The 26921-nt window shown below is 70.7% G+C and carries 25 protein-coding genes; 5 read left to right on the top strand and 20 right to left on the bottom strand.

Features of this window, described 5'->3' with window-relative positions; translation table 11 throughout:
- Positions 1 to 92: 92 nt before the first annotated feature.
- On the bottom strand, positions 93 to 1307 hold the full coding sequence (locus tag ACWTPI_RS23835; protein ID WP_454732920.1) for a pyridoxal-phosphate-dependent aminotransferase family protein: 1215 nt from the start codon (positions 1305 to 1307) through the stop codon (positions 93 to 95).
- Positions 1308 to 1532: 225 nt separating this feature from the next.
- On the opposite strand from ACWTPI_RS23835, the gene ACWTPI_RS23830 reads away from it, so the two are divergent.
- The 4 genes from ACWTPI_RS23830 (at position 1533) to ACWTPI_RS23815 (ending at position 7083) form a co-directional block, all read left to right on the top strand.
- A complete protein-coding gene (locus ACWTPI_RS23830) occupies positions 1533 to 2252 on the top strand; it encodes a GntR family transcriptional regulator (protein ID WP_454732919.1) in 720 nt (239 codons plus the stop codon).
- Between the two features lie 75 nt (positions 2253 to 2327).
- Positions 2328 to 3527 (top strand): efflux RND transporter periplasmic adaptor subunit, encoded by a 1200-nt coding sequence (locus tag ACWTPI_RS23825; RefSeq protein WP_454732918.1) that lies wholly within the window; start codon positions 2328 to 2330, stop codon positions 3525 to 3527.
- Complete coding sequence (locus tag ACWTPI_RS23820; protein ID WP_454732917.1) at positions 3521 to 5614, top strand: MacB family efflux pump subunit; 2094 nt, start codon at positions 3521 to 3523, stop codon at positions 5612 to 5614. Before ACWTPI_RS23825 ends, ACWTPI_RS23820 begins: the two co-directional genes overlap by 7 nt.
- Positions 5615 to 5634: 20 nt before the next feature.
- Positions 5635 to 7083 carry an efflux transporter outer membrane subunit gene (locus ACWTPI_RS23815; protein ID WP_454732916.1) on the top strand — a complete coding sequence of 483 codons (1449 nt, stop codon included), beginning with the start codon at positions 5635 to 5637 and terminating at the stop codon, positions 7081 to 7083.
- Positions 7084 to 7176: 93 nt separating this feature from the next.
- On the opposite strand, the gene ACWTPI_RS23810 is transcribed toward ACWTPI_RS23815, so the two are convergent.
- A complete protein-coding gene (locus ACWTPI_RS23810; protein ID WP_020200585.1) occupies positions 7177 to 8172 on the bottom strand; it encodes a 2-dehydropantoate 2-reductase in 996 nt (331 codons plus the stop codon).
- Positions 8173 to 8260: 88 nt separating this feature from the next.
- Positions 8261 to 8800, bottom strand: coding sequence for a hypothetical protein (locus ACWTPI_RS23805; RefSeq protein WP_059413610.1), 540 nt, complete (start codon positions 8798 to 8800; stop codon positions 8261 to 8263).
- A gap of 415 nt (positions 8801 to 9215) precedes the next feature.
- On the opposite strand from ACWTPI_RS23805, the gene ACWTPI_RS23800 reads away from it, so the two are divergent.
- Positions 9216 to 10283: a porin gene (locus ACWTPI_RS23800; RefSeq protein ID WP_454732915.1), complete on the top strand. Its 1068-nt coding sequence runs from the start codon at positions 9216 to 9218 to the stop codon at positions 10281 to 10283.
- A gap of 404 nt (positions 10284 to 10687) precedes the next feature.
- Here ACWTPI_RS23800 and ACWTPI_RS23795 read toward each other — a convergent pair whose 3' ends face one another.
- From ACWTPI_RS23795 to ACWTPI_RS23715, 17 genes are all read right to left on the bottom strand, one after another.
- Positions 10688 to 11062, bottom strand: coding sequence for a hypothetical protein (locus tag ACWTPI_RS23795; protein WP_454732914.1), 375 nt, complete (start codon positions 11060 to 11062; stop codon positions 10688 to 10690).
- A gap of 73 nt (positions 11063 to 11135) precedes the next feature.
- Entirely contained in the window at positions 11136 to 12554 is a 1419-nt protein-coding gene (locus ACWTPI_RS23790; RefSeq protein ID WP_454732913.1) for an FAD-binding oxidoreductase, read from the bottom strand.
- Between the two features lie 13 nt (positions 12555 to 12567).
- The gene (locus ACWTPI_RS23785) at positions 12568 to 13518 is read right to left on the bottom strand and encodes a 2-hydroxyacid dehydrogenase (protein WP_454732912.1); all 951 of its coding nucleotides are present in this window, start codon (positions 13516 to 13518) and stop codon (positions 12568 to 12570) included.
- Positions 13515 to 14177, bottom strand: a complete 663-nt coding sequence (locus tag ACWTPI_RS23780) for an RraA family protein (RefSeq protein ID WP_454732911.1) — start codon at positions 14175 to 14177, stop codon at positions 13515 to 13517. The genes ACWTPI_RS23785 and ACWTPI_RS23780 overlap by 4 nt, the downstream gene beginning before the upstream one ends.
- Before the next feature lie 43 nt (positions 14178 to 14220).
- The gene (locus tag ACWTPI_RS23775) at positions 14221 to 15189 is read right to left on the bottom strand and encodes a Bug family tripartite tricarboxylate transporter substrate binding protein (protein WP_029043095.1); all 969 of its coding nucleotides are present in this window, start codon (positions 15187 to 15189) and stop codon (positions 14221 to 14223) included.
- A 34-nt stretch (positions 15190 to 15223) separates the two neighbouring features.
- Positions 15224 to 16342 (bottom strand): Ldh family oxidoreductase, encoded by a 1119-nt coding sequence (locus ACWTPI_RS23770; protein WP_454732910.1) that lies wholly within the window; start codon positions 16340 to 16342, stop codon positions 15224 to 15226.
- Positions 16343 to 16387: 45 nt separating this feature from the next.
- Positions 16388 to 17344, bottom strand: coding sequence for a tripartite tricarboxylate transporter substrate binding protein (locus ACWTPI_RS23765; protein ID WP_029043096.1), 957 nt, complete (start codon positions 17342 to 17344; stop codon positions 16388 to 16390).
- Positions 17345 to 17447: 103 nt separating this feature from the next.
- On the bottom strand, positions 17448 to 18488 hold the full coding sequence (locus tag ACWTPI_RS23760; RefSeq protein ID WP_020200595.1) for an NAD-dependent epimerase/dehydratase family protein: 1041 nt from the start codon (positions 18486 to 18488) through the stop codon (positions 17448 to 17450).
- 6 nt (positions 18489 to 18494) lie between these two features.
- Positions 18495 to 19973 carry an aldehyde dehydrogenase gene (locus ACWTPI_RS23755; protein WP_454732909.1) on the bottom strand — a complete coding sequence of 493 codons (1479 nt, stop codon included), beginning with the start codon at positions 19971 to 19973 and terminating at the stop codon, positions 18495 to 18497.
- A 150-nt stretch (positions 19974 to 20123) separates the two neighbouring features.
- Positions 20124 to 20933 carry an N-acyl homoserine lactonase family protein gene (locus ACWTPI_RS23750; protein ID WP_043365013.1) on the bottom strand — a complete coding sequence of 270 codons (810 nt, stop codon included), beginning with the start codon at positions 20931 to 20933 and terminating at the stop codon, positions 20124 to 20126.
- Positions 20934 to 20999: 66 nt separating this feature from the next.
- Positions 21000 to 21713: an ABC transporter ATP-binding protein gene (locus tag ACWTPI_RS23745; protein ID WP_454732908.1), complete on the bottom strand. Its 714-nt coding sequence runs from the start codon at positions 21711 to 21713 to the stop codon at positions 21000 to 21002.
- Positions 21700 to 22479 carry an ABC transporter ATP-binding protein gene (locus ACWTPI_RS23740; RefSeq protein ID WP_059413614.1) on the bottom strand — a complete coding sequence of 260 codons (780 nt, stop codon included), beginning with the start codon at positions 22477 to 22479 and terminating at the stop codon, positions 21700 to 21702. Before ACWTPI_RS23740 ends, ACWTPI_RS23745 begins: the two co-directional genes overlap by 14 nt.
- Positions 22476 to 23477, bottom strand: coding sequence for a branched-chain amino acid ABC transporter permease (locus tag ACWTPI_RS23735; RefSeq protein WP_454732907.1), 1002 nt, complete (start codon positions 23475 to 23477; stop codon positions 22476 to 22478). Before ACWTPI_RS23735 ends, ACWTPI_RS23740 begins: the two co-directional genes overlap by 4 nt.
- 1 nt (position 23478) lies before the next feature.
- Positions 23479 to 24348 carry a branched-chain amino acid ABC transporter permease gene (locus tag ACWTPI_RS23730; protein WP_059413615.1) on the bottom strand — a complete coding sequence of 290 codons (870 nt, stop codon included), beginning with the start codon at positions 24346 to 24348 and terminating at the stop codon, positions 23479 to 23481.
- 22 nt (positions 24349 to 24370) lie between these two features.
- On the bottom strand, positions 24371 to 25522 hold the full coding sequence (locus ACWTPI_RS23725; RefSeq protein ID WP_020200603.1) for an ABC transporter substrate-binding protein: 1152 nt from the start codon (positions 25520 to 25522) through the stop codon (positions 24371 to 24373).
- A 72-nt stretch (positions 25523 to 25594) separates the two neighbouring features.
- Positions 25595 to 26452 carry an alpha/beta fold hydrolase gene (locus tag ACWTPI_RS23720; RefSeq protein ID WP_454732906.1) on the bottom strand — a complete coding sequence of 286 codons (858 nt, stop codon included), beginning with the start codon at positions 26450 to 26452 and terminating at the stop codon, positions 25595 to 25597.
- The gene (locus tag ACWTPI_RS23715; protein ID WP_155887900.1) at positions 26449 to 26874 is read right to left on the bottom strand and encodes a hypothetical protein; all 426 of its coding nucleotides are present in this window, start codon (positions 26872 to 26874) and stop codon (positions 26449 to 26451) included. Before ACWTPI_RS23715 ends, ACWTPI_RS23720 begins: the two co-directional genes overlap by 4 nt.
- Positions 26875 to 26921 lie beyond the last annotated feature (47 nt).

The raw sequence follows: 26921 nt of genomic DNA, 5'->3' as shown, positions 1-26921 counted from the left end.
GCGCGCCGCGGCGGCGGCGATACTGCCGGCACGGCCGGCCACGTGCGCGCGCTCTTGTCGCGGGCGGCAGCGCTGCCCGCCCGCCGTCCCGGTCAGCCCTTGGCGAGCGCCGGCACGGTCTGGCCGGCGAGATAGTCGAGCGCCGCGGCCACGCCGCTGCCTTCGAGCTTCACGCCGGCGATCTTCAGGCCCATCTCGCAGCCGGACAGCGCCGCCATCAGCGTCAGGTCGTTGCAGTCGCCCAGATGCCCGATGCGGAACATCAGCCCGCGCAGCTTGCCCAGGCCCGCGCCGAGCGAGATGTCGAAGCGCTCGTAGGTGACGCGCCGTACCATGTCGGCGTCCACGCCGGGCGGCATCATCACGCCGGTCAGCACCGGGCTGTAGACCTCCGGGTCCGCGCACTGGATCTCCAGGCCCCACGCGCGCACCGCGCGGCGCGCGGCTTCGCCGAGCCGCTGGTGGCGCGCGAAGACGTTGTCGAGGCCCTCGGCCAGGATCATGTCGATGGCCTCGGACAGGCCGTACAGCAGGTTGGTGTTCGGCGTGTACGGCCAGTAGCCGGTCTTGTTCATCTCCAGGATCTCCGCCCAGCCGAAGAACGCCTTGGGCAGCTTCGATTGCCTGCTGGCTTCGATGGCCTTCGGCGACAGCGCGTTGAAGCTGATGCCGGGCGGCAGCATCAGGCCCTTCTGCGAGCCGGAGATGGTCACGTCCACGCCCCACTCGTCGTGGCGGTAGTCGGCCGAAGCCAGGCTGCTGATGGTGTCGACCATGAGCAGCGCGGGGTGGCGCGCGGCGTCGATCGCCTGGCGCACGGCCGCGATGTTCGAGGTCACGCCGGTGGAGGTTTCGTTGTGGACCACGCACACGGCCTTGATCTCGTGGCCGGCGTCCGCTTCCAGGCGCGCCTGGATCATCTGCGCGTTCACGCCGCGCCGCCAGCCCTCGATGCCGGGCAGGCCCAGGAACTCGGGTTGCAGGCCGAGGTTGCGCGCCATCTTGTCCCACAGCGTGGCGAAGTGGCCGGTCTCGTACATCAGCACCTTGTCGCCGGGGCTGAGCGTGTTGGTCAGCGCCGCTTCCCACGCGCCGGTGCCGGAGGCGGGATAGATGATGACCGGGTGCCGGGTCTTGAAGATGGTCTTGATGCCTTCGAGCACCTTCAGGCCGAGCGCGCCGAATTCCGGCCCGCGGTGATCGATGGTCGGATAGCTGATGGCGCGCAGGATGCGGTCGGGCACGGGGCTGGGGCCGGGAATCTGCAGGTAGTGGCGGCCGGCGGGATGGAAGTCCAGCTTGAGCATTGCGTTCTCCTCTCTGATGGAATCGCTCTGGTAAATCGCTCCGATGAAGCGAAATGAATTTTGAATACAATCTAGCAGACCCCTCCCTTAAAATCCGGCAACTTCCCTTGAAGTTTTCTCAATCTCGCTTGAACGCGGATTCCGGCCTGTTTCCGGTAGAATTTTTTTCATGAAACCGGAGAACACCGCCATGCCCACGGCATCGTCTTTTTCACCCGCGCAGCCATGCCGCCGCCGAGCAAGCTGACGCGCGCCATCCTGCACGACAGCGTGGTCGCGCACCTGCGCCGGTGCATCGTCGAGGGCGCGCTCGCGCCGGGCCAGAAGCTCAACGAGCGCGAGCTGTGCGAGGTCATCGGCGTGTCCCGCACGCCGCTGCGCGAGGCGCTGAAGGTGCTGTCGGCGGAAGGGCTGGTCGAGCTTTCGCAGAACCGCGGCGCCTCGGTCGCCACCATGTCGGAAGACGAGATCGGCGATGCGTTCGAGCTGCTCGGCGGGCTCGAAGCGTTTGCCGGCGAGCTGGCGTGCGAGCGCATCACCGCCGCCGAACTGGCGGAGATCCGCGCGCTGCACGGCGGCATGCTGGCCTGCCGGGCGCGCAACGACCTCGCCGGCTACTACGACCGCAACCAGCAGATCCACGACCGCATCAACGCGGCGGCGCGCAACGGCGAGCTGAGCCAGGCCTACGCGGCCGTCAACCGGCGGCTGCAGGCGCTGCGGTTCCGCTCGAACCAGCAGGCGCCGAAGTGGGACAGCGCGATCCACGACCACCACGAGATGCTGCTCGCGCTCGAAGCGCGCGATGGCGCGAGGCTGGCGCGGATACTGCGCGACCACCTGCGCAGCAAGCGGGATGCGGTGCTGCCCGGCGCCGTGGCGGCCGGCCCGCTGCCCGCGCCGCGCCACGAAGAGCGCCGGCCCGCCGCCGCGCATCCGGGCTGACATGGCCCGGCCGCCGCCGGCCGCCGCGCTCGCGGTATGATTTGCGGTGCACAAGAACCGCGTCAAATCCGATCGATGAGAATCCCGTCTGTTGTGCAGCGTCCCGCCACGCTCGTGGTCTTGCTGGCGTGTCTTGGGCTGTTGCTGTGGTGGTGGCTGCTGCGCCCCACCGAGGTGATCGAGACCACACCGGTAGGCCGCGGCGACATCGAATCGAGCGTGACCGCGCTCGGCCTGCTGCAGCCGCGCAGCTACGTCGACGTGGGCGCGCAGGCGTCCGGCGCCATCCGCCGCATCCACGTCCAGCCCGGCGACGCCGTCAAGAAGGGCCAGTTGCTGGTGGAGATCGATCCCGCCGTGCAGCAGTCGCGCGTGGACGCCGACCGCGCCACGCTGGCCAGCCTGCGCGCCCAGCTCGACGAGCAGTACGCGCAGCGCGACCTCGCCCGCCAGCAGTGGGAGCGCCAGCGCCACATGGCGGCCGACGGCTCCACCCGCGACGAAGACGTGCAGTCCGCGCAGGCCGCGCTGCGCGTGGCGCTGGCGCGCATCGACAACCTGCGCGCCCAGATCGACGGCGCCTCGTCCGCGCTCAAGGGCGACGAGGCCCAGCTCGGCTTCACCCGCATCTACGCGCCCATGAGCGGCACCGTGGTCACGCTCGACGCGCGCGAGGGCCAGACCCTCAACGCCACCTACCAGACCCCCAACATCCTGCGCATCGCCGACCTGTCGGCCATGACGGTCTGGACCGAGGTGTCCGAGGCCGACGTGCGCCGCGTGCGCCCGGGCATGCCGGTGTACTTCACCACGCTGGGCGTGCAGGACGAGCAGGGCAGCGCGCGGCGCTGGCGCGGCCAGGTGCGCCAGATCCTGCCGGCGCCGCCCACGCCGGCCGGCGCCGCGCCCGCCGCCACCACCGCCGGCGCGCCGGCCACGCCCGCCGGCAAGGTGGTGCTCTATACGGTGCTGTTCGACGTGGACAACGCCGACCGCGAACTGATGCCGCAGATGAGCGCGCAGGTGTTCTTCGTGGCCGCCAGCGCGCGCAACGTGCTGGTGGCGCCGCTGCCGGCGCTGCAGGCCGTGAGCGGCCAGCCCGGGCGCTACACCGCGCGCGTGCTCGACGCCCAGGGCAGGATCCTGGTGCGCGAGGTGGCCACCGGCGTGCGCGACCGCCTGAGCGCGGAGGTGCTGTCCGGCCTCAAGGAAGGCGAGCGCCTCGTCACCGGCGTGCGCTACGAGCGCGCCGCCGACGGGAGGTTCCGATGGTAGACCTGCTGGCGGAGGCACGGTCCGCGGCGGCCGGCGCCCCCGCATCCACCCCCGCTTCCGCGCCCGCTTCCGCATCCTCCGCCCCGGCCGGCGCCGCGCCGCCGCTGATCGCGCTGCGCGACGTGCGGCGCGCGTACGCGGGCACCGACGGCGGTCCGGCCACCGAGGTGCTGCGCGGCGTCTCGCTCGACATCGGCGCGGGCGAGTTCGTCGCCATCGTCGGCGCCTCGGGCTCGGGCAAGTCCACGCTGATGCATATCCTCGGCTGCCTGGACCGGCCCAGTTCCGGGCAATACCGCTTCGCCGGCCAGGACATCGCGCGCTTCGACGCCGACGAGCTGGCCTGGCTGCGCCGCGAGGCCTTCGGCTTCGTGTTCCAGGGCTACCACCTGATCCGCACGCTCGACGCGCTGCGCAACGTGGAGATGCCGGCGGTCTACGCCGGCGCGGGGGCGGACGCGCGCGAGCACCGCGCGCGCACGCTGCTGGGCCGGCTGGGGCTGGCCGAGCGCGCCGCGCACCGGCCCGCGCAGCTGTCCGGCGGACAGCAGCAGCGCGTGTCGATCGCGCGCGCGCTGATGAACGGCGGGCACATCATCCTGGCCGACGAGCCCACCGGCGCGCTCGACAGCAAGAGCGGCGCCGAGGTCGTGGCGCTGCTGCGCGAGCTGGCCGACGCCGGCCACACCGTGGTCCTCATCACGCACGACCGCGCGGTGGCCGCGCAGGCGCGGCGCATCATCGAGATCCGCGACGGGCAGATCGTGTCCGACACCGGCAATGCCGCGCCGCTCGCGGAAGCCGGCGCCCCGCCCGCCCCGCCTATGCCACCCGTGCCGCCCTCGCTCGACGCGCGCCGCTTCCCCGCCGCGATGGCCGCGGGCGTGGCCCACACCGCGCGCCCGTGGACCGAGATGCGCGAAGCCTACGCGGCGGCATGGAGCGTGATGTGGGCCAACCGCTTCCGCACCGCGCTCACGCTGCTCGGCATCATCATCGGCGTGGCCTCGGTCATCGTGATGCTGGCGGTGGGCGCCGGCACCCAGGAGAAGGTCATCGCCAGGATGGCGAGCTTCGGCACCAACCGCATGTACGTGGTGCCCGGCGGCGACAACGCGCGCGGGCCGGGCGGCGTGCTCACCGAAGCCGACGTGCCGACCGTGCGGCAGGCGCCCCACGTGGCGGCGGCCATGCCGATGCTGCGCGGCAAGGTCACGCTGCGCGCCGGCAACCTGGACAGCTTCGTCAACGTGTGGGCCGTCACCACCGACGCGCAGCGCATCATGAACTGGAAGGCCGCGCGCGGCCTGTTCTTCAGCCAGAACGACGAGCGCAGCCTGGCCACCGTGCTGCTGCTGGGCAAGAAGACGCGCGAGCGCATGTTCGGCGACCAGAGCCCGCTGGGCGCCTACGTGCTGGTCAACAACGTGCCGTTCCAGGTCATCGGCGAGCTGGAGGAAAAAGGCGCCACCTCGGGCGACTCGGACGACGACGACGTGATATTGATGCCCTACTCCACCGGCAGCCGGCGCCTGCTCGGCACCACGCAGTTGTCGTGGATCTCGGTGCTGGTGGACAAGCTGGAGAACGCCGACGACGCCGCGCGCGGCATCACCGAGGCGCTCGAGGCCAGCCACCGCGTGCGCGACTTCCGCGTGTACAACCGCGCGGCCTCGGTCAAGGCGCAGGAAGAAACGCAGCAGACCATGACGATGATGCTCGGGCTGGTGGCGGCGATCTCGCTGCTGGTGGGCGGCATCGGCGTGATGAACATCATGCTGGTGACGGTCAAGGAGCGCACGCGCGAGATCGGCATCCGCATGGCCACCGGGGCGCGCCAGCGCGACATCCAGCGCCAGTTCCTGACCGAGGCCATCACCGTGACGCTGGTCGGCGGCGTGGCCGGCGTGATCGCCGGGCTGGCCGTGGGCGCCGCGCTGATCCACTGGGAGGTGCCGGTGGTCTTCTCGGTGCGCGCCATCCTCGGCGCGTTCGGCTGCGCGCTGGCCACCGGGCTGGTGTTCGGCTTCATGCCGGCGCGCCAGGCCGCGCGGCTGGACCCGGTCGAAGCGCTGGCCAGCGAATGAGGCGCCCGATGCGATTTCCCATGCCCGCCCCGCGGCGTTCTGCCCCGCGCCCTTCTCTTGCGCGCGCGCCGGCCTGGCTGCTGGCGCTGGCGCTGGCCGGCTGCGCCGGCGCGCCGCCCGGCGACGTGCCGCCGCTGGACGTGCCCGCCGCGTGGCGCCATGACGCGGGCGCCGCCGGCGACCCCGCCGGCCCCGGCTGGTGGCGGCGCTTCGGCAGCGGCGAGCTGGCCGCGCTGATCGAGCAGGCGCGCGGCGGCAGCTTCGACCTCGCCGCGGCCGCCGCGCGCGTGCGCCAGGCGCAGGCCCAGGCCCGCATCGCCGGCGCGCCGCTGCTGCCGGAGGTGAGCCTGACGGCCACCGCGCAGCGGCTGCGCGAGCCGCAGGCCAGCGTCACCGGCTACTACACGGCCGAGCTGTTCGCCACCTACGAGATCGACCTGTGGGGCGGCAACGCCGCCGCGCGCGACTCGGCGCTGGCCACGCTGCAAGGCACCGCCCGCGCGCGCGACACCGTGGCGCTGACGCTGACGGCGTCGGTGGCCGCCAGCTACCTGCAGGCCGCGGCGCTGCGCGAGCGCGTGGACATCGCGCAGCGCAACCTCGCCACCGCCGAGCGCATCCTGGCGCTGGTGGCCTCGCGCGCCCGCGCCGGCGCCGCCACGCCGCTGGAGCTGGCGCAGCAGCGCGGGCTGGTCGCCACCCAGCGGCAGGACCTGGAGCAGCGCCGGCAGGAAGCGCGCGGCAGCCTGACCGCGCTGGCGATCCTGCTGGGCCGCCCGGCGCCGGGCTTCGACATCGCCGCCAGCACGCTCGACGGCATCGCCATGCCCACCGTCGCCGCCGGCGTGCCGGCCGGCCTGATCGTGCACCGGCCCGACCTCGCCCAGGCCGAGCGCGCGCTCGCCGCGGCCGATGCCGACATCGTGGCCGCGCGCGCCGCCATGCTGCCCTCGCTGACCCTGACCGCGGGCGCCGGCGTGGGCGCGGACCGGCTGCACGACCTGCTCGACACCTCGCTGTACAGCCTCGCCGCCGGCCTCGCCGCGCCGATCTTCAACGCCGGCCGCCTGGCCGCCGGGCGCGACTTCGCCATCGCCCGGCGCGAGGAACTGCTGGCCGCCTACCGCGGCGCCATCGTCAACGCCTTCGGCGACGTGGAAAACGCGCTCAACGCCGTCGACGGGCTGACGCGCCAGCGCGACGCGCAGGCCGAGGCGCTGGCACAGGCGCGGGAAGCCGCGCGGCTGGCCGAGTCGCGCTACCGCGCCGGCGCCGAGACGCTGCTGACCGTGCTCGACGCCCAGCGCACGCTCTACGCCGCGCAGGACAACGCGGTGCAACTGCACCTGGCGCAGCTGCAGGCCAGCGTGGGGCTGTTCCGCGCATTCGGAGGGGGATGGGAAGATAGCGCCGCCGCCGGCGGTGGCAACCTGCTGTCGCGGGACGCGCGGCCGGGGCCGCGCGGCTGACCGAAGCGGCGCCCGCGCGGCAGACGGCGGGCGGCGGGCGGCGGGCGGCGGGAGGCGGGAGGCGGGAGGCGGGAGGCGGGAGGCGGGAGGCGTTCAGGCCCGCGGATACAGTCCCAGCCGCTGCGCCTGCACCCGGGCCAGGCCCAGCAGCGCATTGGTGAACGGCGTCGGCACGGCCGTGATCTGGCCCAGTTCGCGCACGGCGGCCACCAGCGCGTCGAGCTCGACCGGCCTGCCGGCCTCCACGTCCTGCAGCATCGAGGTCTTCATCGCGCCGAGCCGCAGCGTGACCGCGAGGCGGTCGGCCGGCGCCTGGTCGATCGTGATGCCGCAGCGCTCGCCGATGGCCTTGGCCTCCAGCATCACGGCGGTGACGAAATCGCGCACCAGCTCGTCGCCGAGGATGCGGTCCGAGGTGGCGCCGGTCAGCGCGCTGATCGGGTTCATGGTCATGTTGCCCCACAGCTTGTACCAGACATCCTGCTGGATGCGGTCCGACGCCTTCGCGTCGAACCCGGCGCCGGCGAACATCGCCGCCAGCGCCCTGACGCGCTCGCTCGGCTGCCCGCTCGCCTCGCCCAGGATCAGGCCGCGGCCTTGGCGGTTGCGCACCACGCCCGGCGCGTCCAGCATGCAACTCGCGTGCACCACGCAGCCGACGGTCTGCCGCGCCGGAATGGCCGCCGCGATCGCGCCGTCCGGGTCGACCGAGGCCAGCCGCTTGCCGGCGAACGCCGGGCCCAGGCCATCGCAGAACCACCACGGCACGCCGTTCATCGCGGTCAGGACGGTCGTGTCCGGACCCAGCAGCGGCGCGATGCGGCCGGCCACGGACGCCAGCGCCGGCGCCTTCACCGCGACCACGACGAGATCCTGCGGGCCGAGCGCCGCCGGATCGTCGCTGGCGCGCACCGCCACCGCGCGGGGCTCGGCCTCCTGGCCCTCGCCCTCCACCAGCCGCAGCCCGTGGCTGGCCAGCGCATCGAGCGTGGCGCCGCGCGCGACGACGCTGACCTGCGCCCCCGCCTCGGCCAGCTTCACGCCGATCCAACCGCCGATCGCGCCGGCGCCGTAGATACAAACCTTCATGTGTCACTCCTTGTTGCCGGGACCGGTGCGGTCCAACGCGACGGAACGCGCCCCCGGGGCGCCGGCCATCGCCATCACTTGCCGTGGATCACCTGCTGTGGTCGTGGCGGTCCCCGCCCATCGGGTCGACGATGATCATGGTGCGGTCGAGCACGCCGCGGTCGTCGAAGTAGATGCTGAAATGCGCCTGCAGATAGCCGTTCGTGTACATCCGGTACGACCATGCCTCGCGCTTCATCAGCGGGTAATACTCCACCGGCTCGCGCGGCATGCCGAAGCGCTCGACCACGTCCTGCTTGGTCCAGACGCCGGGCTTGGCTTCGTAGATCTCCTTCTCGGTCAGCATCTGGCGGAAGTTCGTCAGCCTGCCGCCGGCGTCGAAGTCCGCCGCGTAGACCTCGTGCCCGAGCGGCTGCCGCGAGTAGATCCAGCGGCTGGTGCCGCCGGCAAGCCGGTAGGTCTCCGTGGGCGCGCCGAACGTATCGCGCACGGCACTTTCCGGGCTGCCGATCATCTTCTGCGCGGTCTGGACGGGTTCCAGCGACGCGCAGGCGGACAGCGCGGCCGCCGCCGCCAGCGCGGCGATCCATCGGGTGATTCGATATGTTCGATATGTTCGATATGACATGAGCACTCTCCAGCGTCGATGCAGGCCGGTCCCGGGAACGGAAACCGGCTCCGATGCGTCAGCATAGCCCCCTTGATCGTCCACCTCGCCGGGGGTGCCCGCGCACCGGATCCTCGCCGCGCCTCCGGCAAACCTGCATCATGAAATCCGGGATCATTATTGTACTTTGCGATTATCCGATAATTCCGACTCTCCGGTTTATCTATTGCAAGACAATGTTGTAGAAAATCACTAGACATGACACTCCGTGCCGCTTTCCGAAATCGGCACCGCAAACCCCGCTTCGCCCCGTATCCCGCCTGTGGCAAGGACCAGCGCCAGTTGTCATGCTGGCGCAATCCAGGCGTAATGCGTGCCCCAATAGACTCCGGTTTCTATTTTTTTATTTCGATAAATGACAAGCCGGAGAACAAGAATGAGGAAGACAAAATCCGCCCGCATCAAGCTGGCGGCGCTGCTGTGCACCGCGGCGGGCACCGCGCTGGCGCAATCGAGCGTCACGCTGTACGGCGTGGCCGACGTCGGCGTCGAATACCTGTCCAACGCGGCCGCCAAGGGCAGCAAGGGCAGCGCGTACCGGCTCTCGTCCGGCAACATGTCCACCTCGCGCTGGGGTCTGCGCGGCATCGAAGACCTCGGCGGCGGCCTGAAGGCGGTGTTCGACCTGGAAAGCGGCTTCAACCTCGACGACGGCGGGCAAGGCGGCAACCGGCTGTTCGACCGCAGCGCGGTGGTCGGCCTGGCCGGCGATTTCGGACAGGTCACGCTCGGGCGGCAGACCACCCCACTGTACGACACCACCATCCGGCTCGACCCGATGGGCTTCGCGCCGCGCTACTCGCTGTTCCGCAGCGACGCGGCGCTGGCCGGGCGCGCCGACAACGCCATCAAATACCGCCGCAGCGTCTCCGGCCTCACGGTCACGGCGCTGTACAGCTTCGGCCGCACCGGCGCCGGCGAAGTGCCCGGCGACAACAAGGTCGACCGCAGCCTTGGCGGCAGCCTGTACTACGAGAACGACACCTTCGCCGCCGGCCTCGTCTACGACGAATATCAGGGCACCTCCGTCGCCGCCCGCAACCAGAAAGACCGCCGCGTGGCGCTCGGCGCCAGCTACGCATTCGGCCCGCTCAGCCCCTACGCCGGCTACCGCTGGCTCAACGGCGACGTGGGCGGCGAAGTCCGCTCCAACCTCTACTGGCTCGGCCTGCGCTACAAGGCCACGCCCGCGCTCTCGTTCTCCGGCGCGGCCTACTACACGGACTTCAGGAACAGCAACGCCGACCCGATGATGTTCGCCGCCTCGGCCAGCTACGTCCTCTCCAAGCGCACCGACGTCTACTTCAACGCCGCCTTCGCGCGCAACAAGAACGGCTCCGAACTCGGCCTGAACGGCTTCAACGCCACCACCGGCGCGCCCAACAGCGTCATCCCGGGCAGGAACCAGACCGGCGTGGTCGCCGGCGTGCGGCATCGTTTCTGAGGCGCCAACGCATATCGACGCTCTCCGCCTGAAACGGGAGCCTTGCGCCCACCGCGTTCCGACGCGGTGGGTTTTTTTGTTTCGCAGTGACGCGGTAACGCAGATCGTCGAACTGTGCCAAGGTGCCATACGGGGGCGCAGCGTTCCACGGAATGGTCTGTGATTTCCGAGATGCTGCCCCGGCAATCCGGAAACGGGATGCCCGCCGAAAATTCCGAGTTGGCACAGGTCTTCACGCTGCCGTGGTCAGCTCCTGGACCACATGGCCTTCGGCGACCGCTTTGCATTACGCGATGGCGAATCCGATCCCAGGCGGGTTCGAGGGCGAATGGACGCGTTCCGAAGCATGTTCACTCCACCGGCGTAGACCCGCCCTGCGGTTACGTCCGCCATCCACGACGCATTCACTTACGCCCGGCCCTGTGCCGCCACCACAGGACCATGACAGTCAGCAGGACAATGCAGAGCGACGATGCCACAAACGCGGCATCGTCCTCCTGCGAAGCGTTCTTCGCCCCATACACCGACAGCCACCACCGCCACGGCGGCCCCGAAAGATTGGGGGCCACGTCGGGATGCGTGGCCCACCAGACAGCATTCGCGGCAACCGCTGCCGCCAGCCATAGAACCACCAGAATCATTTTCAGCATTGCCATCGACGCACGGCGGTTGCCGCGCCAGGAGTCATCCCTGTCCCAGGGACCATGAAGGCAAATGGATAGCATCCGGAAAAGTGCGCGTCCATTGGACGCGTCCGAGAATCGCCCGGCGGCATTCATGGCATATCGGGTAGCGCATGGCCCCCTCACGCGCGGCCGCCGCAACCGGGACCGGCAGCGGACCAGCATCGCCCTAACCAAACACCTTCCCCGGATTCATGATCCCCAGCGGATCCAGCGCCTGCTTGACCCTGCGCATCAATGCCAGTTCCAGCGGATCCTTGCAGCGGACCAGTTCGTCCACCCTGGCCTGACCGATGCCCTGCTCGGCGCTGATCGATCCGGCGTGGCGGCGCACGCTGTCGTGCACGAGGCGCAGGATGCCGTCCGCGCTGGCCAGCAGTTCGGCGTCGCTGCTGGCGGCCGTGCGGATCACGTTGTAGTGCAGGTTGCCGTCGCCGAGATGACCGAAGGTGATGCAGCGCGCGCCGGGATGGCGCTCGCGCAGGCGGGTGCCGGTTTCCTCGACGAAGCCGGCGATGCGCGAGGTCGGCACCGAGATGTCGTGCTTCACGCATTTGCCGTGCTCGGCCAGCGCCAGCGTGATGCTCTCGCGCAGGTGCCAGAAGGCGTCGGCCTGGGCCAGGCTGCCGGCGATGGCGGCGTCGCCGATCTCGCCGGCTTCGAGTGCTTCGCCCAGCAGGCGTTCGAGGCGGCCGCGCGCGTGCTCGCCGCCGTCGCCGCCATCATCGCTGTCGGAGGTTTCGAGCAGCACGTACCAGGGCGCGCCCGCGGGCAGCGGCAGGCGTTGCCGCGGGAATACGCGCGTCACCAGTTCGAGCGCGTCGCCGGACATCAGCTCGAAACCGGTCAGCGCCGCGCCGGCCCGCGCGCGGCTGCGCGCCAGCAGCGCGACGGCGGCGGCGATCGAGTCGGTGGCGGCCAGCGCCGTGCCTTGCGCCGCCGGCAGCGGGAAGAGCTTGAGCGTGGCCGCGGTGATGATGCCCAGCGTGCCTTCGCTGCCGATGTAGAGATCGCGCAGGTCGTAGCCGGCGTTGTCCTTGCGCAGCCCGCGCAGGCCATGCCAGATCTCGCCTTCGGCGGTGACAACCTCGAGGCCGAGCGCCAGTTCGCGCGCGTTGCCGTAGCGCAGCACCTGGGTGCCGCCGGCGTTACTGGCGAGGTTGCCGCCGATCATGCAGCTGCCTTCGGCGCCCAGCGACAGCGGAAACAGCCGGCCGGCCGCGTGCGCGGCGGCCTGCACCGCCTGCAGCACGCAGCCGGCTTCGACGGTGATGGTGTCGTTGGCGGTGTCGATCTCGCGCACGCGGTCGAGGCGGCCCAGCAGGACCACCACCGCGCGGCCGCTGGCATCGGGCGTGGCGCCGCCGCACTGGCCGGTGTTGCCGCCCTGCGGCACCACCGGCGCGCCGTGCCGCGCGCACAGGCGGACCACGGCCGCCACTTCCTCGGTGCTGCCCGGGCGCACCACCGCGAGAGCATTGCCGCGATAGAGCTTGCGCCAGTCGGTCAGGTACGGCGCGGCATCGGCGCCGGTCAATACATGGTGCTGGCCCAGCAGGGCTCGCAGGGCATCTAGCAGGACAGGCATGAATCTGGTTTCCTCAATCGCGGATCGGCGTAATCAGCCCGCGCCCTTGCAGGTAGGACGCGGCGTTGTCGATCACGAGCTGCGCCATGTCGCGGCGCGTTTCGTGCGTGGCGCTGCCGACGTGGGGCATCAGCACCACGCTGTCCAGCGCCTTGAGCGCGTCGGGCACCGCCGGCTCGCGCTCCAGCACGTCGAGGCCGGCGCCGCCCAGCCGTCCGGCCGCCAGTGCCGCCACCATCGCGTCCTGGTCGATCACGGTGCCGCGCGCGATGTTGATAAGGATGCCTTGGGGCCCAAGCGCCTCGATAATTTGCGCAGACACCAGGTGATGCGTGGCGAGGCCGCCGACGCAGGCCACCACGAGGAAATCGGCCCAGTCGGCCAGCGCCGCCAGCGAAGGCTCGAAGCGGTAAGGACTGCCGGCCCTGGGACCGCGGTTGTGATAGGCGACCTGCATGTCGAAGCCCAGCCCGCGCCGCGCGATGGCCTCGCCGATGCGGCCCATGCCGAGGATGCCCAGCCGCTTGCCGCCGACGCGCGTGGACAGCGGGAACGCGCCGATGGTGCGCCATTGGCCGCCGCGCACATAGCGGTCGCCTTCGGCGATGCGCCGCGCGGTGGCGATCAGCAGGCCCCAGGCCAGGTCGGCCACGCAGCCGTCGAGCACGTCCGGCGTGTAGCTGACCTGGATGCCGCGGGCGCGCGCGGCGCCGAGGTCGATGGTTTCGTAGCCCACGCCCCAACTGCAGATCGCTTCCAGTTCGGGCATGAGCGCCATCATCTGCGCGCTGCAGCCGTAGCGCACCGAGGTCACCGCCACCCGCGCGCCGGCGCCGCGCGCCGCCAGGCAGGCCAGCGGCTCGCTCTCCCGCCACAACGGGAGCACCTCGTGGCGCTCGCGCAGGCAGGCGTCGGCCCATTCGCCGAGCGGCGCGATCTGCACGATGAAGGGCTTGCGGCTCATTTGAGCGGGATGTAGTTGGCCGCGGCGGCGGCCTCGGCGAAGGTCTTGCCCTCCCGGATGCCGCGCTCGACCGCGAGGTCGACTTCGAGCGCCTGCTCGGCGGCGGCAAGCGCGCGTTCGATGTCGGCGGCGGGCACCACCACGATGCCGGTATCGTCGCCGATCACCAGGTCGCCTTCGCTGACCGGCACGCCGCCGATGGTCACGGTGCCGCCCAGCTGCTGCAGCTTCAGGCGCGTCTTGCCGGTCAGCGGCGTGACCCAGCGGCTGGCCAGCCACAGGCCGGCGGCCTCGATCTCGTCGGTGTCGCGGCAGGCGCCGTCGATGACCACGGCGGTGGCGCCGCGCGCCACGGCGGCGGTGGAGGCGATGCCGCCGAAAGTGGAGATCGGCGCGCCGCCCACGTCGATCATCAGCACCTTGCCGGGACCGCTTGCCGCGACCAGCTTGCCGACCGCGAAATCGGCGCGGTCGAAATCGCCGAGCTGGCCCCAGCTATGGCGCGCCGTGGCGGCAAAGCCGGCGATGCGCGCGCCGCCGCTGCGGCGCGCGATGCCCTGCACCACGCCAGCGATGCCGAGGGTGTCGAGCGCGTCCGACCAGGTGCTGCTGCCGATGCGGCCGCAGCGCGCGAGGAGGTCTTGCTGTGCTTGCGTCATGATGTTGTCCCTGTGTGCGTGAAAAAAGAGAGCCGCCGCGGTGTCAGTCGATCTGCGCGCCGGACAGGCGCACGGCTTCGGCCCAGTGCTTCGCCTCGCCCTGCACGAAGGCCTGGAACTGGGCCGGCGGCGTGTTGTTGACCTCGCCGCCCATCTCCACCAGCTTCTGCGTCACCTCCGGCGTGGCGACGATCCGCGCCACGTCCTGGTATATCTTGTCGCGCAGCGCCGGCGAGAGGCTGGCCGGCGCGAACAGGCCGAACCACGTGGCCGCCGAGAAATCCGGCATGCCGGCCTGGGCGAAGGTGGGCACGTCGGCGATAGCGCCGATGCGCTCCGGGTTGGCCAGCGCGATCGCCTTGAGCTTGCCGGACTTGATGTGCGGCAGCGCGGCCGACAGCGTGACGAAGGCCATCTTGACCTGCCCGCCGAGCAGGTCGGTCAGCATGGGCGCGTCGCCGCGGTAGGGGATGTGCACCATCTGCAGCTTGTTGCGCCCCTTGAACAGCTCGCCGGTCAGGTGCTGCGGCGTGCCGTTGCCGGTGGAGGCGAAGCTCAGGCCCGGATTGGCGCGCGCGTAGGCGATCAGCTCGGGCAGCGTCTTGACCGGCAGCGACGGCGTGACCACCAGCACCAGCGGGATGGTGGAGGTCAGCGTGATCGGGGCGAAATCCTTGACCGGATCGTAGTTGAGCTTCTTGTACAGGCTCGCGCTGATGGTGTGCGCCGCGGTGGTCAGGTACAGCGTGTAGCCGTCGCCGGGCGAGCGCGCCACCAGCTCGGCGCCGAGCAGCGTGCCCGCGCCGGGCCGGTTGTTGACCACCACCGGCTGGCCCCAGGCGTTCGAGAGTTTCTCCGCCAGCAGCCGCGCGATCACGTCGGTCGCGCCGCCCGCCGGATACGGCACCACCAGGCTGACCGGCTTGGCCGGAAAGGTGTCGGCCATCGCCGGCATGCCGAAAAGCGCGCCGGCCAGCAGCCATGCGCACGCCATCCATCGCCTCGGTTTCATCGTCTGTCTCCTTGTGTTTTTGTAGGTTGTGCCGCTACCGCGCCGCGCGCGGGTCCGGGTCCCGCAGCACGTACTGCGCCCCGCAGCGCGCGCAGATCTCGCGCACGTGGGCGTCGAGCCGCGCGGGCACCGGGATGCCGTGCGCCAGCCGGTGCCGCCGCGTCTGTTCCTCGGGGTCGCCCGCCACCAGCACGGGCTGGGCGGGATCGGCGCTCGGGGTCTCGTGCATGACGTCGATGGCGGCGTCGAGGTCGGCCTCGAACTCGCCCTCCTCGCGGAAGCTGCGCGGATCGATGGCCATGAAGAAGTGGCCGATGTTGTCGGGATCGCCCGGCTTCTGCGTACGCTGGCGCAGCGGCGAGAACGAGCCGCCCGTCAGCGTGCCGCCGAGGATGTGGACCATCATCGCCAGGCCGTAGCCCTTGTGGCTGCCGTGCTCCAGCGAGCCGCCCAGCGGCGTGAGGCCGCCGTCCGGCCGCCTGAACACGTAGTCCATGCCGAGGTGCGGATCGGCCACCGGCGCGCCGTCCGCATCGACCACCCAGCCCTGCGGCAAGGGCTTGTCGTTGAGGTGATAGACCTTGACCTTGTTGGCGGCCACCGTGGTGGTCGACATGTCGAGCACGAAGGGCGGATGGCGCCCGGCCGGCGCGGCGAACGCGAGCGGATTGGTGCCCAGCACCGGCACCGTGGCGCGCGGCGGCACCAGGCTGATGCCGCGCGTGGCCGTGCAGACGAAGCCGAGCAGCCCGCGCGCGGCGGCCATGCGGGCATAGACGCCGGCCGCGCCGAAATGATGGGAGTTGCGCACGCCCACCACGGCCACGCCATGCAACAGCGCCTTGTCGGCGGCCAGCTCCATCGCCATCGCCGCGACCGGGTGGCCGAGCCCGGCGCCGCCGTCGACCAGCGCGGTGCAGCCGGCGTCGCGCACCACCCGCGGCCGCGCCTGCAGTTGCAGCATGCCGGACTGGCGCATCTCTTCGTACATCATCAGCATCGAGACGCCGTGCGAATCAACGCCGAACAGGTCGGTCTCGACCATCAGCCCGGCGGTCACGCCGGCGAGGTCGTCGGCCATGCCCCAGGCATGGAGGACATTGAGGATCTGCCGGCGAACCACGTCCGCCGGGACATGCAGGATTTCGGTCATGGGCGCGAGTCGCCTTGTCGGTTGGTGGAGGTCACGCGAAGCCGTTCATTCGATCCAGTGATGGGCCGCCCACATGCGCCGGAATCCCGCCTCGGCGCCGTCCAGGCGTTGCTTCCACTCGGGGCCGGGCAAGTAGTCCATCTCGGTAAACTGGGTCTTCATCATCTGCTGGAACGCGGGGTCCAGCGCCACCTGCCGGAGCGCGGCGCCAAGCTGCTTCTCCACCGCGGACGGCAGCCCCCTGGGCGCGACCACGCCGCGCTCGGACGCGAACACCAGATCGACGCCCTGCTCGCGGAACGACGGCACCGCCGGCGCGAGCTTCGAGCGCCCGGCCGAGGCCTGCGCCAGGATGCGCACGGTGCGGCCGTCGTAGGGCAGCGCCTCGCCCAGGTTCATGCCGGCGATGACGGTGTGCCCGCCCATCAGCGCGTTGCGCATCGGGCCGGCGCCGTTGAACGGCACGTGGTTGAGCTGCGTGCCGGTGAGGCCCTCGAACATCACCATCGCCAGGTGGTCGTCGGTGCCGGAGCCGGTCGAGCCGTAGCTGATCGCGCCGGGGTCCTTCTTCGCCGCGGCGATCAGCTCGGCGAGCGTCTTGTAGGGGCTGTCGCGGCTCACGCTGAACGCGCTGGGGTCGCGCACCAGCGTGGCGAGGTAGGTGAAGTCGCCGGCGCCGAAACCGGCGTTGCGCTCGATCGGCAATGTCACCAGGCCGGGCATGTTGGTCATGCCGAGCGTGTAGCCGTCCGGCCGCGCGCGCGCCACGTAGGCCAGCCCGATGCCGCCGGCCGCGCCCGGCTTGTTGACCACCACCACGGAAGCGCCCAGCGCCTTGCCGAGAAAGCTGGCCAGCGCGCGGGCAGTCAGGTCGGTGCCGCCGCCAGCGGCGAACCCCACCACCAGCTCGATGGGCTTGTCCGGCCAGGCCCGGGCCGGCGCCGCGCACAGCAGCGCGCATAGCGACAGCACCACGCCGCCGAGTCGTGAACGTAGCTGCATCTCGTCTTGTCTCCTTTGCTCATGACGCGCATGCCGGTACATGGCCGGCATGCGTCGGTCGTGCTGCCGCGCCCCGCAGCACGCGGCTGAATGCTCAGCGCATTCAGCGCGCCTCCTGCGCCTCGCGCCAGGCCAGCAGGCGGTTCACGCCTTCGCGCATGCGCACGGTCGGCTGCCAGCCGATCAGCCGGCCGGCGAGGTCGTGCGGGATGTGGAAGGCGCCGCCCGAGGTCAGCCGCACGGTGCCGGGCGGGTCGGGGCGGATCTCGGGCTTGAGGTCGCTCTTGCAGAATTCCAGCACCAGCCGCACCAGCTCGCCGGTAGTGACCGGCTCGGGGCCGGACACGTTGACGGCCACGTCGGTGGCGCCGCTCTCGAACGCGGCCAGGTTGGCGCGCGCCACGTCGGAGACGTGCACGAAGTGCTTGGTGTCGGTGCCGTCGCCGGGCAGCACCGGCGGCTCGCCGGCGCGCACGCGGTCGTAGGTCTGCATGATGTACAGCGAATTGGCCGCGCGGTAGTGCTGGCGCTCGCCGTACACCGTGGAGTAGCGCAGCACCACGTAGTCGAGCTGGTGCTTCTGGTAGAACTGGCGGCACAGCTGCTCGCCCATGATCTTGGAGGCGCCGTACAGGATCGCCGCGGGCGGCGCGCCGGTCGAATGGAACGGGCCGCCCTCCTCCAGCGCGCCCTGGATGCCGGTGCCGTAGCCGTAGACCGCGTTGGACGAGGCGAACACCACCTTCTTCACCTTGTTCACGCGGCACGCCTCGAGCATGTTCTGCGCGCCGCGCACGTTGACGTCCACCGCCTGCCACGGCGTCTGCGCGAAGCCGAGCGTCATGTAGGCCGCCAGGTGCAGCACGCCGTCCACGCCCTCGGTGGCGGCCAGCAGGTCAGGCAGGCGCATCAGGTCGGCCCTGACGATCTTCACGCGCGGGTTGTCCTGCAGGTGCGCGATGGCATCGAGCGTGCCAAAGGCGAAGTTGTCGAGCAGCAGCACTTCGCCGACGCCGGCCTCGAGCAGCAGGTCGGCGGTGTGCGAGCCCACCAGGCTGGCGGCGCCGGCGATCAGGATGCGCGCGCCGCGCAGCGGCAGGGCGGCGTCTTTCGTTGTGCTGATTGTATTGGTCGTGTTGGTCATCTCGTTTTACAGTCCCAGCGGTTTTTCGTGCAGTCCCCAGTACACGCTCTTGACCTGGCTATACAGGCGCAGACCGTGCAATCCCTTTTCGCGGCCGATGCCGCTGTCCTTGAAGCCGCCGAACGGCGTGGCGATGTGCGATTGCTTGTAGGTGTTGATCCAGACCGAGCCGGCTTCCAGCTCGCGCGCCACGCGCCACGCGCGGGCGTAGTCGCCGGTCCACATGCCGGCGCCCAGGCCGAACGCGGTGCCGTTGCCCTGCTCGATCACGTCGGCCTCGTCGTCGAACGGCAGCGCCACCAGCACCGGGCCGAAGATCTCTTCCTGGCACACGCGCGCGCGGTTGGACAGCCCCTCGATCACGGTCGGCTGGTAGAACCAGCCGTGGCGCAGCGCGGCGTCGGCGGGAATCGCGCCGCCGGCCAGCACCTTGCCGCCTTCCTGGCGCGCCAGGTCGACGTAGCCCGCCACCTTGTCGCGGTGCGCGCGCGAGACCAGCGGGCCCATCTGCGTGGCCGGGTCGTCGGGCAGGCCGACGCGCACGGCCAGCGCGCGCGCGACCAGCGCGTCCATGAAGCGCCGGTAGACCGATTTCTGCACGAACAGGCGCGAGCCCGCCACGCAACTCTGGCCGGCCGAGCCGAAGATGCCCGAGACCACGCCCGCGACGGCCTTGTCGAGATCCGCGTCCTCGAACACGATGTGCGGCGACTTGCCGCCCAGCTCCAGCCCGACCGGAATCAGGCGCTGCCCGGCGATCGCGCCGATGACGCGGCCGGTCTCGGTGCCGCCGGTAAACGACACCATGCGCACGCCCGGATGCCTGACCAGCGCCGCGCCGACGTCCTCGCCGTAGCCCGGCAGCACCGTCAGCAGCCCTTCGGGCAGGCCGGCCTCGGCGCAGATGCGCGCGAGCTCCAGCGCCAGCTGCGGCGTTTCCTCGGACGGCTTGACCAGCACCGCGTTGCCGGCGGCCAGCGCGGGCGCGGCCTTCTGCGCCTCGTTCATGATCGGCGAGTTCCACGGCGTGATGGTGGCCACCACGCCGAACGGCTCGGCCAGCGCCATCGAGAAATACTCGCCGCGCGGCGCCGTCATCTCGTTCTGCCAGGTCTCGCACACGGCGGCGTAGTAGCGGAAGTTGCCGGCCGCCATGTCGACCATGTTCAGGCATTCCTTCCTCGGCTTGCCGCTGTCGAGCATCTGCAGGCGCGCGAGCGGCTCGCGCTCTGCCGCCAGGCGGCGCCCGATCTCGTACAGCGTGGTGGCGCGCTGGTCGGGCCGCAGCTTGCGCCACGGCCGGGTGCGGAACGCTTCCCAGGCGATGGCGACGGCTTCGTCCACGTCCTTGGGCAAGGCCCGGGTGACGATGCCGGCGATGCTGCCGTCGGCCGGGTTGATCGAGGTGATGACGGTGCTGTCGTCGCCCTGGCTGGTGCGCCATCCGGCGCCGAGGCGAAAGGGTCTGATGGTGGATGCGTCCATGATGTGTCGGAGGAAGAAGTTTGGATGTCCGGCTCCCGCCGCGGGCGGGAGGATGCGCGGGACGGCCATGCCATCATCGCGCGCGGCATTCATAGGGACAAATTGATATTCATCGGGATTTATTAGCTGGCACCAATGAATGCGGAACACCTAGGCAATGGCGGCCGGCGGCAGGTGCAGGCAGGCCACGTCCACCGGCACGCCGGCCACGCGCGGATAGCGCCGCAGCACCAGCGGGTCGTGCCCCGGCACGATGTGGTCCGGCGACGCGGCAGCGGCCGCCAGCGTGGCATGGCCGGCCAGCATGGCGGCCACGTTCAGCACGATCGGGAACGGGTTGCGGCGCTCCATGTTGGCGTAGTAGTGCGCCGCGTCGGAGGCCAGCACCACCCAGCCGCGCGCGGTATGCACGCGCACCGCCTGCAGCCCCCTGGTATGGCCGCCGATGTGCATCAGCTCCACGCCGGGCGCGAGCGTGGCGTTGCCGTCGTGAAAACGCACGCGCTCCTCGTAGACGCGGCGCACGAGGTCGCACACGTCCTCCACCGCGTAGGCGCGCCGCATCGTCGGCTCGCACATGCAGCGGCCGGTGGCGTACTCGACCTCGGCATCCTGGATGTGGAAGGTGGCGTTGGGCAGCTTGTCGAGGTTGCCGGCGTGGTCCCAGTGCAGGTGCGTGATCACCACGTCGCGGATAGCCGACGGGTCCACGTCGAGATGGCGCAGCGCCTCGATCGGGCAATGCTCCAGCGCGCGCTGGCGGCTGCTGGCACTGCGCTCGCCGAAGCCGGTATCGACCAGGATCGCGGTCTGGCCGTGGCGCACCAGCCAGACGAAGAAGTCCATCGACACCGCCGCGTCGTGCTCGTCCCGGAAGATGAAGTTGTCGCCGGTGCGCCGCGCCATGCTGGCGAAGCGCAGCGCGTAGATCTCGTATTCGGGCAAGGGTTGCTGTTGCATCGTCTGGTCGTCTCCTGTGTTTGTTCGTGTTTGCGTGTTCCCGTGTTCCGATGTTCGCATGCGCCGCTACACGCCGAGATAGGCCTTCTGCACGAAATCGTCGGCCAGCAGTTCCGCGCCGGTGCCGGCGCGCACCACCTCGCCCTGCTCCAGCACGTAGGCGTGGTGCGACAGCTTCAGCGCCAGGCGCGCGTTCTGCTCCACCAGGATGATCGAGGTGCCGCTCTCGCGGTTGATCGACTCCACCGCCGCGGCGATCTCGGCGATCACCTTCGGCGCCAGGCCCAGCGAGGGTTCGTCCAGCATCAGCAGGCGCGGCTGCGCCATCATGGCGCGGCCGATGGCCACCATCTGCTGCTCGCCGCCCGACAGCGAGCCGGCCAGCTGCCGGCGGCGCTCGGCCACGCGCGGGAACAGCGCGTACACCTGGTCGATGGTGCGGCGGCGCAGCGTGGCCGAGCGCACGGTGTGCGCGCCGACCTCCAGGTTCTCCAGCACCGTCATGCGCGCGAACAGCCGCCGGCCCTCGGGCGACAGCGCGATGCCGCGCTCCACGCGCGCCGCGGCGGAATGCGCGGCGATGTCCTGGCCGGCCCACGACAGCTTGCCGCGGCTGAGCGCCTTCAGGCCCATCAGCGCCTTGAGCGTGGTGGTCTTGCCGGCGCCGTTGGAGCCCACCAGCGCCACGATCTCGCCCTCGCCCACGGTGAAGGACACATCGCGCACGGCTTCCAGCGGACCGTACCGCACCGCGAGGTTGCGCGCTTCAAGAATGGGCATAGTCGGGGGCTCCCAGGTAGGCTTCGATCACGGCGGGATTGGCGCGGATGGCCGCGGGCGTGCCCTCGGCCACCTTCCTGCCCTGCACCAGCACCACGATGCGCTGGCACAGCTCCATCACCAGCGCCATGTGGTGCTCCACCAGCAGCAGCGCCAGCCCGCGCTGCTCGCGCAGCACCCGCAGCAGGCGCCCGAACTCGGCGCACTCCTCGCCGTTGAGGCCGGCGGCGGGCTCGTCGAGCAGCAGCAGCGACGGCCGCGTGGCGATGCCGATGGCCACGCCCAGCTTCTTCTGGTGGCCGTAGGCAAGTCCTCCCGCCGGCACGTCGCGGTACGGCCCCAGCCCGGTCAGCTCGAGGATCTCGCCGACCTCGCGCGCGATGCGCGCCAGCCCCGCGCGCCGGCCCGCGCTGGGCAGCGCCTGCGTCCATACCGAGCCGGGCAGCGTGGAGATGGCGCCGCGGTAGATGTTCTCGGCCACCGTGGCGCGCGGGTAGACCGACGCCGACTGGAACGTACGCGCCAGCCCGTGCCTGACCACGCGGCTGGGACGCTGGCCGGTGATGTCGCGGCCGTGGAACGTCACGGTGCCGCCGGACGGCGCGATGCTGCCGCTGATGAGGTTGAAGGCGGTGCTCTTGCCCGCGCCGTTGGGACCGATCAGGCCGACGATCTCGTTCGCGGCCACGCTGAAGCTCAGCCCGGAGACGGCCTTCAGGCCGCCGAAGGTCTTGTCGAGTTGCTCGACCTTGAGGATCTCGTTCATTGCCGTGCTCCGCGCCTGCGCTGCGCCAGTCCCGCGAGGCCCTGGGGAAGGAAGCGCAGCATCAGGATCAGCGCCACGCCGTAGAAAATGTTCTGGCTCTCCACCGCGCCGCGGAACAGCTCGGGCAGCGGCGTCATCACCAGCGCGCCGACCACCGGCCCCAGGATGAAGCTGCGTCCGCCCACCACCAGCATGATGATGACCGCGGTCGACAACGCGACGTTGAACGACTCCGGCGAGATGTAGCCCAGGTAGTGCGCCGTCAGCGCGCCGCCCAGCCCGGCCAGCGCGCTGCCGGCGGTGAAGGCGAACAACTGCGTGCCGCGCACGCTGACGCCGCTGGCCTCGGCCAGCGCGGCGTTCTCGCCCACCGCGTCGATGGCGTGGCCGGCCGGCGAGCGGAACAGCACCCACAGGAACGCCACGCACGCGGCGGCCACCGCGGCGGCCAGGCAATAGAACGCGCTCTTGCTCTCGAAGGCAAAGCCGAACGGCGCCGCCGGCGGGATGCCGGTGATACCGTTGGCGCCGCCGGTCACGCTTTCCCACTCCAGCAAACCCAGCCGCACCAGCTCGCCGAAGGCGAAGGTGATCAGCACGAAGTAGACGCCGGTGAGCCGCAGGATGATCGCGCCCAGCAGGAAGGCAACCGCGCCCGCCGCCAGCATGGCCACTGCCGCGCCGGCGACGAACGGCATGCCCCCGCGCATCACCAGCAGCGCCGCGGCGTAGGCGCCCAGCCCGACGAAGGCGCCGTGGCACAGCGACACCTGGCCGGCGCGCGTCAGCAGCGACAAGCCGCTGACGATGACGACGTTGATGCACACCAGGATGGCCAGGTGCAGGTAGAACGGCTGGTCGAACACCAGCGGCGCCGCCAGCAGCACGGCCGCGGCCAGCGCCAGCCCCGCGCGCGCGCCCGGCTTGCGCTGCCCGCCCGGCAACGCCACGTCCTGCAGCGCGCCGGCCGGCGGAAGAACGATCTTGTGGTCCGGCATATCAGGTCTCCGCGCGTCCGAGCAGGCCGGCCGGCCTGATCACCAGCACCACCATCACCAGGGCGAAGATCAGGATGTCGGCGGTGCTGCTCTTGAGAAAGGTGCTGCCGAAGCTCTCCGCCACGCCGAGCAGCAGGCTGGCCAGCGCCGCGCCGGGAATGCTGCCCAGCCCGCCCAGGATGACCACGATGAAGGCCTTGAGCAGCGGCGTCGCGCCGATGAACGGCGACACCGAGAACAGCGGCGCCATCAGCGCCCCCGCAATCGCCGCCAGCCCCACGCCGATGCCGAAGCCCAGCGGGTACATGAACTTCGCGCGCACGCCCTGCGCGGTGGCGATCTCCATGTCCTGCACCACCGCGCGCAGCGCGCGGCCGGTGCGCGTGTGGCCGAGGAACACGTAGAGCACCAGCAGCACCGCGGCCGAGAACCCCACCACGTACAGGCGCGACATCGGCAAGGTCACGCCGCCCAGCGACACCGCGCCCTCGGCCACCGAAGGCATGAACTGCGGATCGGGGCCGAACACCATCAGCGCCACGGCCTGCAGGATCATCGCCAGGCCGATGGTGGCGATCATGCCGTTGAGCTCGTCGTGGCGGAACGGCTTAAGCACCAGCCACTCGACCAGCCAGCCGAACACGACCGCCAGCGCGAAGGCCACGCCGACCGCCGCGAGGAACGGCATGTGCCAGTCCGACACCAGCACGTAGGCCGCGAAGGCGCCGAGCATGTAGAACTCGCTGTGGGCGAAATTGACGATGCGCATCACGCCGAACACCAGCGTGAAGCCCACCGCCATCAGCAGGTACAGCAGGCCGATGATGAGGCCGTTGCTGAGCGCCTGCGCCACCAGGGTGGAGGTATCCATGTCCGTCTCCGTGCCGGCGCGCCTACTGGCACGCCTTCAGGTTGCAGCGGGCGCGCACCACTTCCTGCCCGTCCTTCACCTCGGAGATGAAGTACGGCGCGTCGATCTGGTGGCTGGCGCCGTACACGTCCTGCCCGGTCCAGTTCAGCACGCCGAGGATGCCCCGGTAGTCCCGGATCTGCTCGAGCGCCACGCGCACCTTGTCGGTGTCGGCAACGGTGCCGGCCTTCTGCATGGCCAGGAACAGCATGTGGGTGCCGTCGTAGAAGGCCGGGCTGAAGCCGTTCATGTTCTTCTTGTACTTGGCGGCGTAGCGCTCGCCGTAGGCCTTCACCGCGGTGTTGGCCGGGTCCACCGGCGCGTTGACCATCATTCCCTCGGCCGCCGCCTTGCCGGCGACCGCGACGATCTCCGGCGTGGACGGTCCGCCGCTGCGGATAATCAGGCCCTTGAAGCCGAGCTCGCGCGCCTGCCGCACGATCAGACCGGCGGTGGCCGGCGAGTTGCCGTCGAGCTCGATGGCGTCCACGCCGGCGCCGATGATGCGCGTGAGCAGCGGCACCATGTCCACGCGCTGGCGGTCGAAGAACTCCTTCGACGACAGCGTGGCGCCGGCCGCGCCATAGGCCTTTTCCAGGTCGCGGGCGATCTGCTGGCCGGTCTCGTCGTTGGGAAACAGCGCGCCGATCTTCTTCAGGTTGCGGCTTTTCACCAGCCACGTGATCTGCGGCAGCGAGGTTTCCTCGGTGGTCAGGTTGGGGCGGAAGGTGAACGGCTTGTCGGCGCCGATGGCCTTGGTGGTGAAGCCCAGCGTCATCACGATGACCTTGTTGCGCTCGGTGATCGGCGCCACCGCCAGCGCCGGCGCCGAGCCGACCGGGCCGATGATGTATTTCACCTTGTCGTCCGACACCAGCCGGTTGGTGACGGTCACGGCGTCGCTGGACTGGTACTTGTCGTCGTAGGGGATCACCTGCACCTTGTAGCGCTTGCCGGCCACGTCGAGGCCGCCCTTGGCGTTGACATCGTCCGCGGCCAGCTCGGCGCCGTACAGCAGCGCCTGGCCCCACGCCGCGCCGGCGCCGGACAAGGTCACCACAGCGCCGATCTTCAGCGTCTCCTGCGCGTGCAGCGCGCACGGCGCCAGCAACGCCGCCGACAGCAGCATCGTCATTCTTGCGTTCATTCTTGTCTCCGTCTTGTTTTTTTGAAACCGTCGCGCCGTGCCGGCGCGGGTCGTGGCAAATCAGCCCGGCTGCGCCGCGATCTGCGCCAGCACCGGCAGGATGTAGCGGCGGAACTGCTCCGGGTTCTCGCTCATGGGAAAGTGGCCGACCTCCTTCATCTCGACCACATGCGCGCCGTCGATGCCGCGCGCGGTGCGGCGCGTGTCGTCCGGCGAGCACGAGAAGTCGTATTCGCCGGTCAGCAGGTAGAGCGGCGTGGCGCGCGCGTCGATGTTGCCCAGCTTGCCGCGCAGGTCGGCATCGACGCGATAGAAATAGAGGTCGCCGCGAAACACGCCGGGGCCGCCCTGCATGTACTGCCACAGCGTCTCGTGGCGATAGCGCGCCGGGCTCTGCGGCGCCACCAGCCCCGACACCAGCGCCGCGCACACCTCGCCGCCGTGCACATCGCCGCGATGCAGCCAGGCGGTGTCGTACCAGGGCTGCTGGAAATCGGCCGCCTCCAGCCCGATCAGCGCGCGGAATTCCGCGCCGTGCGCATGCGCCAGCTGCAGCACGATGCGCCCGCCGATCGAGCAGCCCATCACCACGGGTTGTTCCAGCCCGAGCGCCGCGCAGAACGCGCGGATGGTTTCCACGTAGCGCTCCGTGGTCAGCTGGTATTCGCCGTCCTGCGCGCCCTCGGGCGGATAGGACTTGCCGTGCCACGGCATGTCGAAGGCGATCACACGGTACTGGCTGGTCACGGCCTCGTCGCACAGCAGGTGGCGGAACTGGCGCGAATCCGCGCCCGCCGTGTGCAGGCACACCAGCGGAATGCCGCTGCCGCATTCCTCGAAGTAGACGCGACAGTCCTGGCCACCGATCTCCACGTGCAGGTAGCGGCCGACCATCGGCTCGATGAAGGCGGCGCTCATGGCAGCGCTCCCCGGCGCGGCAGCGCGAGCAGGTCCTTGACGTATTGCAGGTGCGCCAGCAGCGGCTGCATGCCTCCCTCGAACTGCATGCTGCCGCGCTTGGTCAGCGCGAACAGGTCGTGCCAGCCCGCCTCGGGCACCGGCTCCCACAGCTTGCGCCACGCCTGCGCGGTGCCCCGGACCGAGAAGCGGGTCGAGCACAGCAGCGGAATGCTGCGGGTGCACTCGACCACCGCGCCGCGCTCGATGCGCAGCAGCACGGGCGCCGCTCCGATATGCACGAGGACGTCCGCCGTGAGCGTCCTGCCGCGCCGCACCAACTCCGCATGCGCGGCGGCGCCGCGCATGGCCTGCTCGAAGCGCAGGCACAATGCGGCTTCGCCGGCTGCCTCGTTCGTATCGCTTGTCTCTGCTGTCTCCACTGTCTCCGGCACCTCGGCTCCTTGGAAGAGTTGTGTCCGATACCCGC

This window comes from Cupriavidus ulmosensis (assembly GCF_977008105.1).
This window is presented reverse-complemented; position numbering and strand designations above follow the sequence as displayed.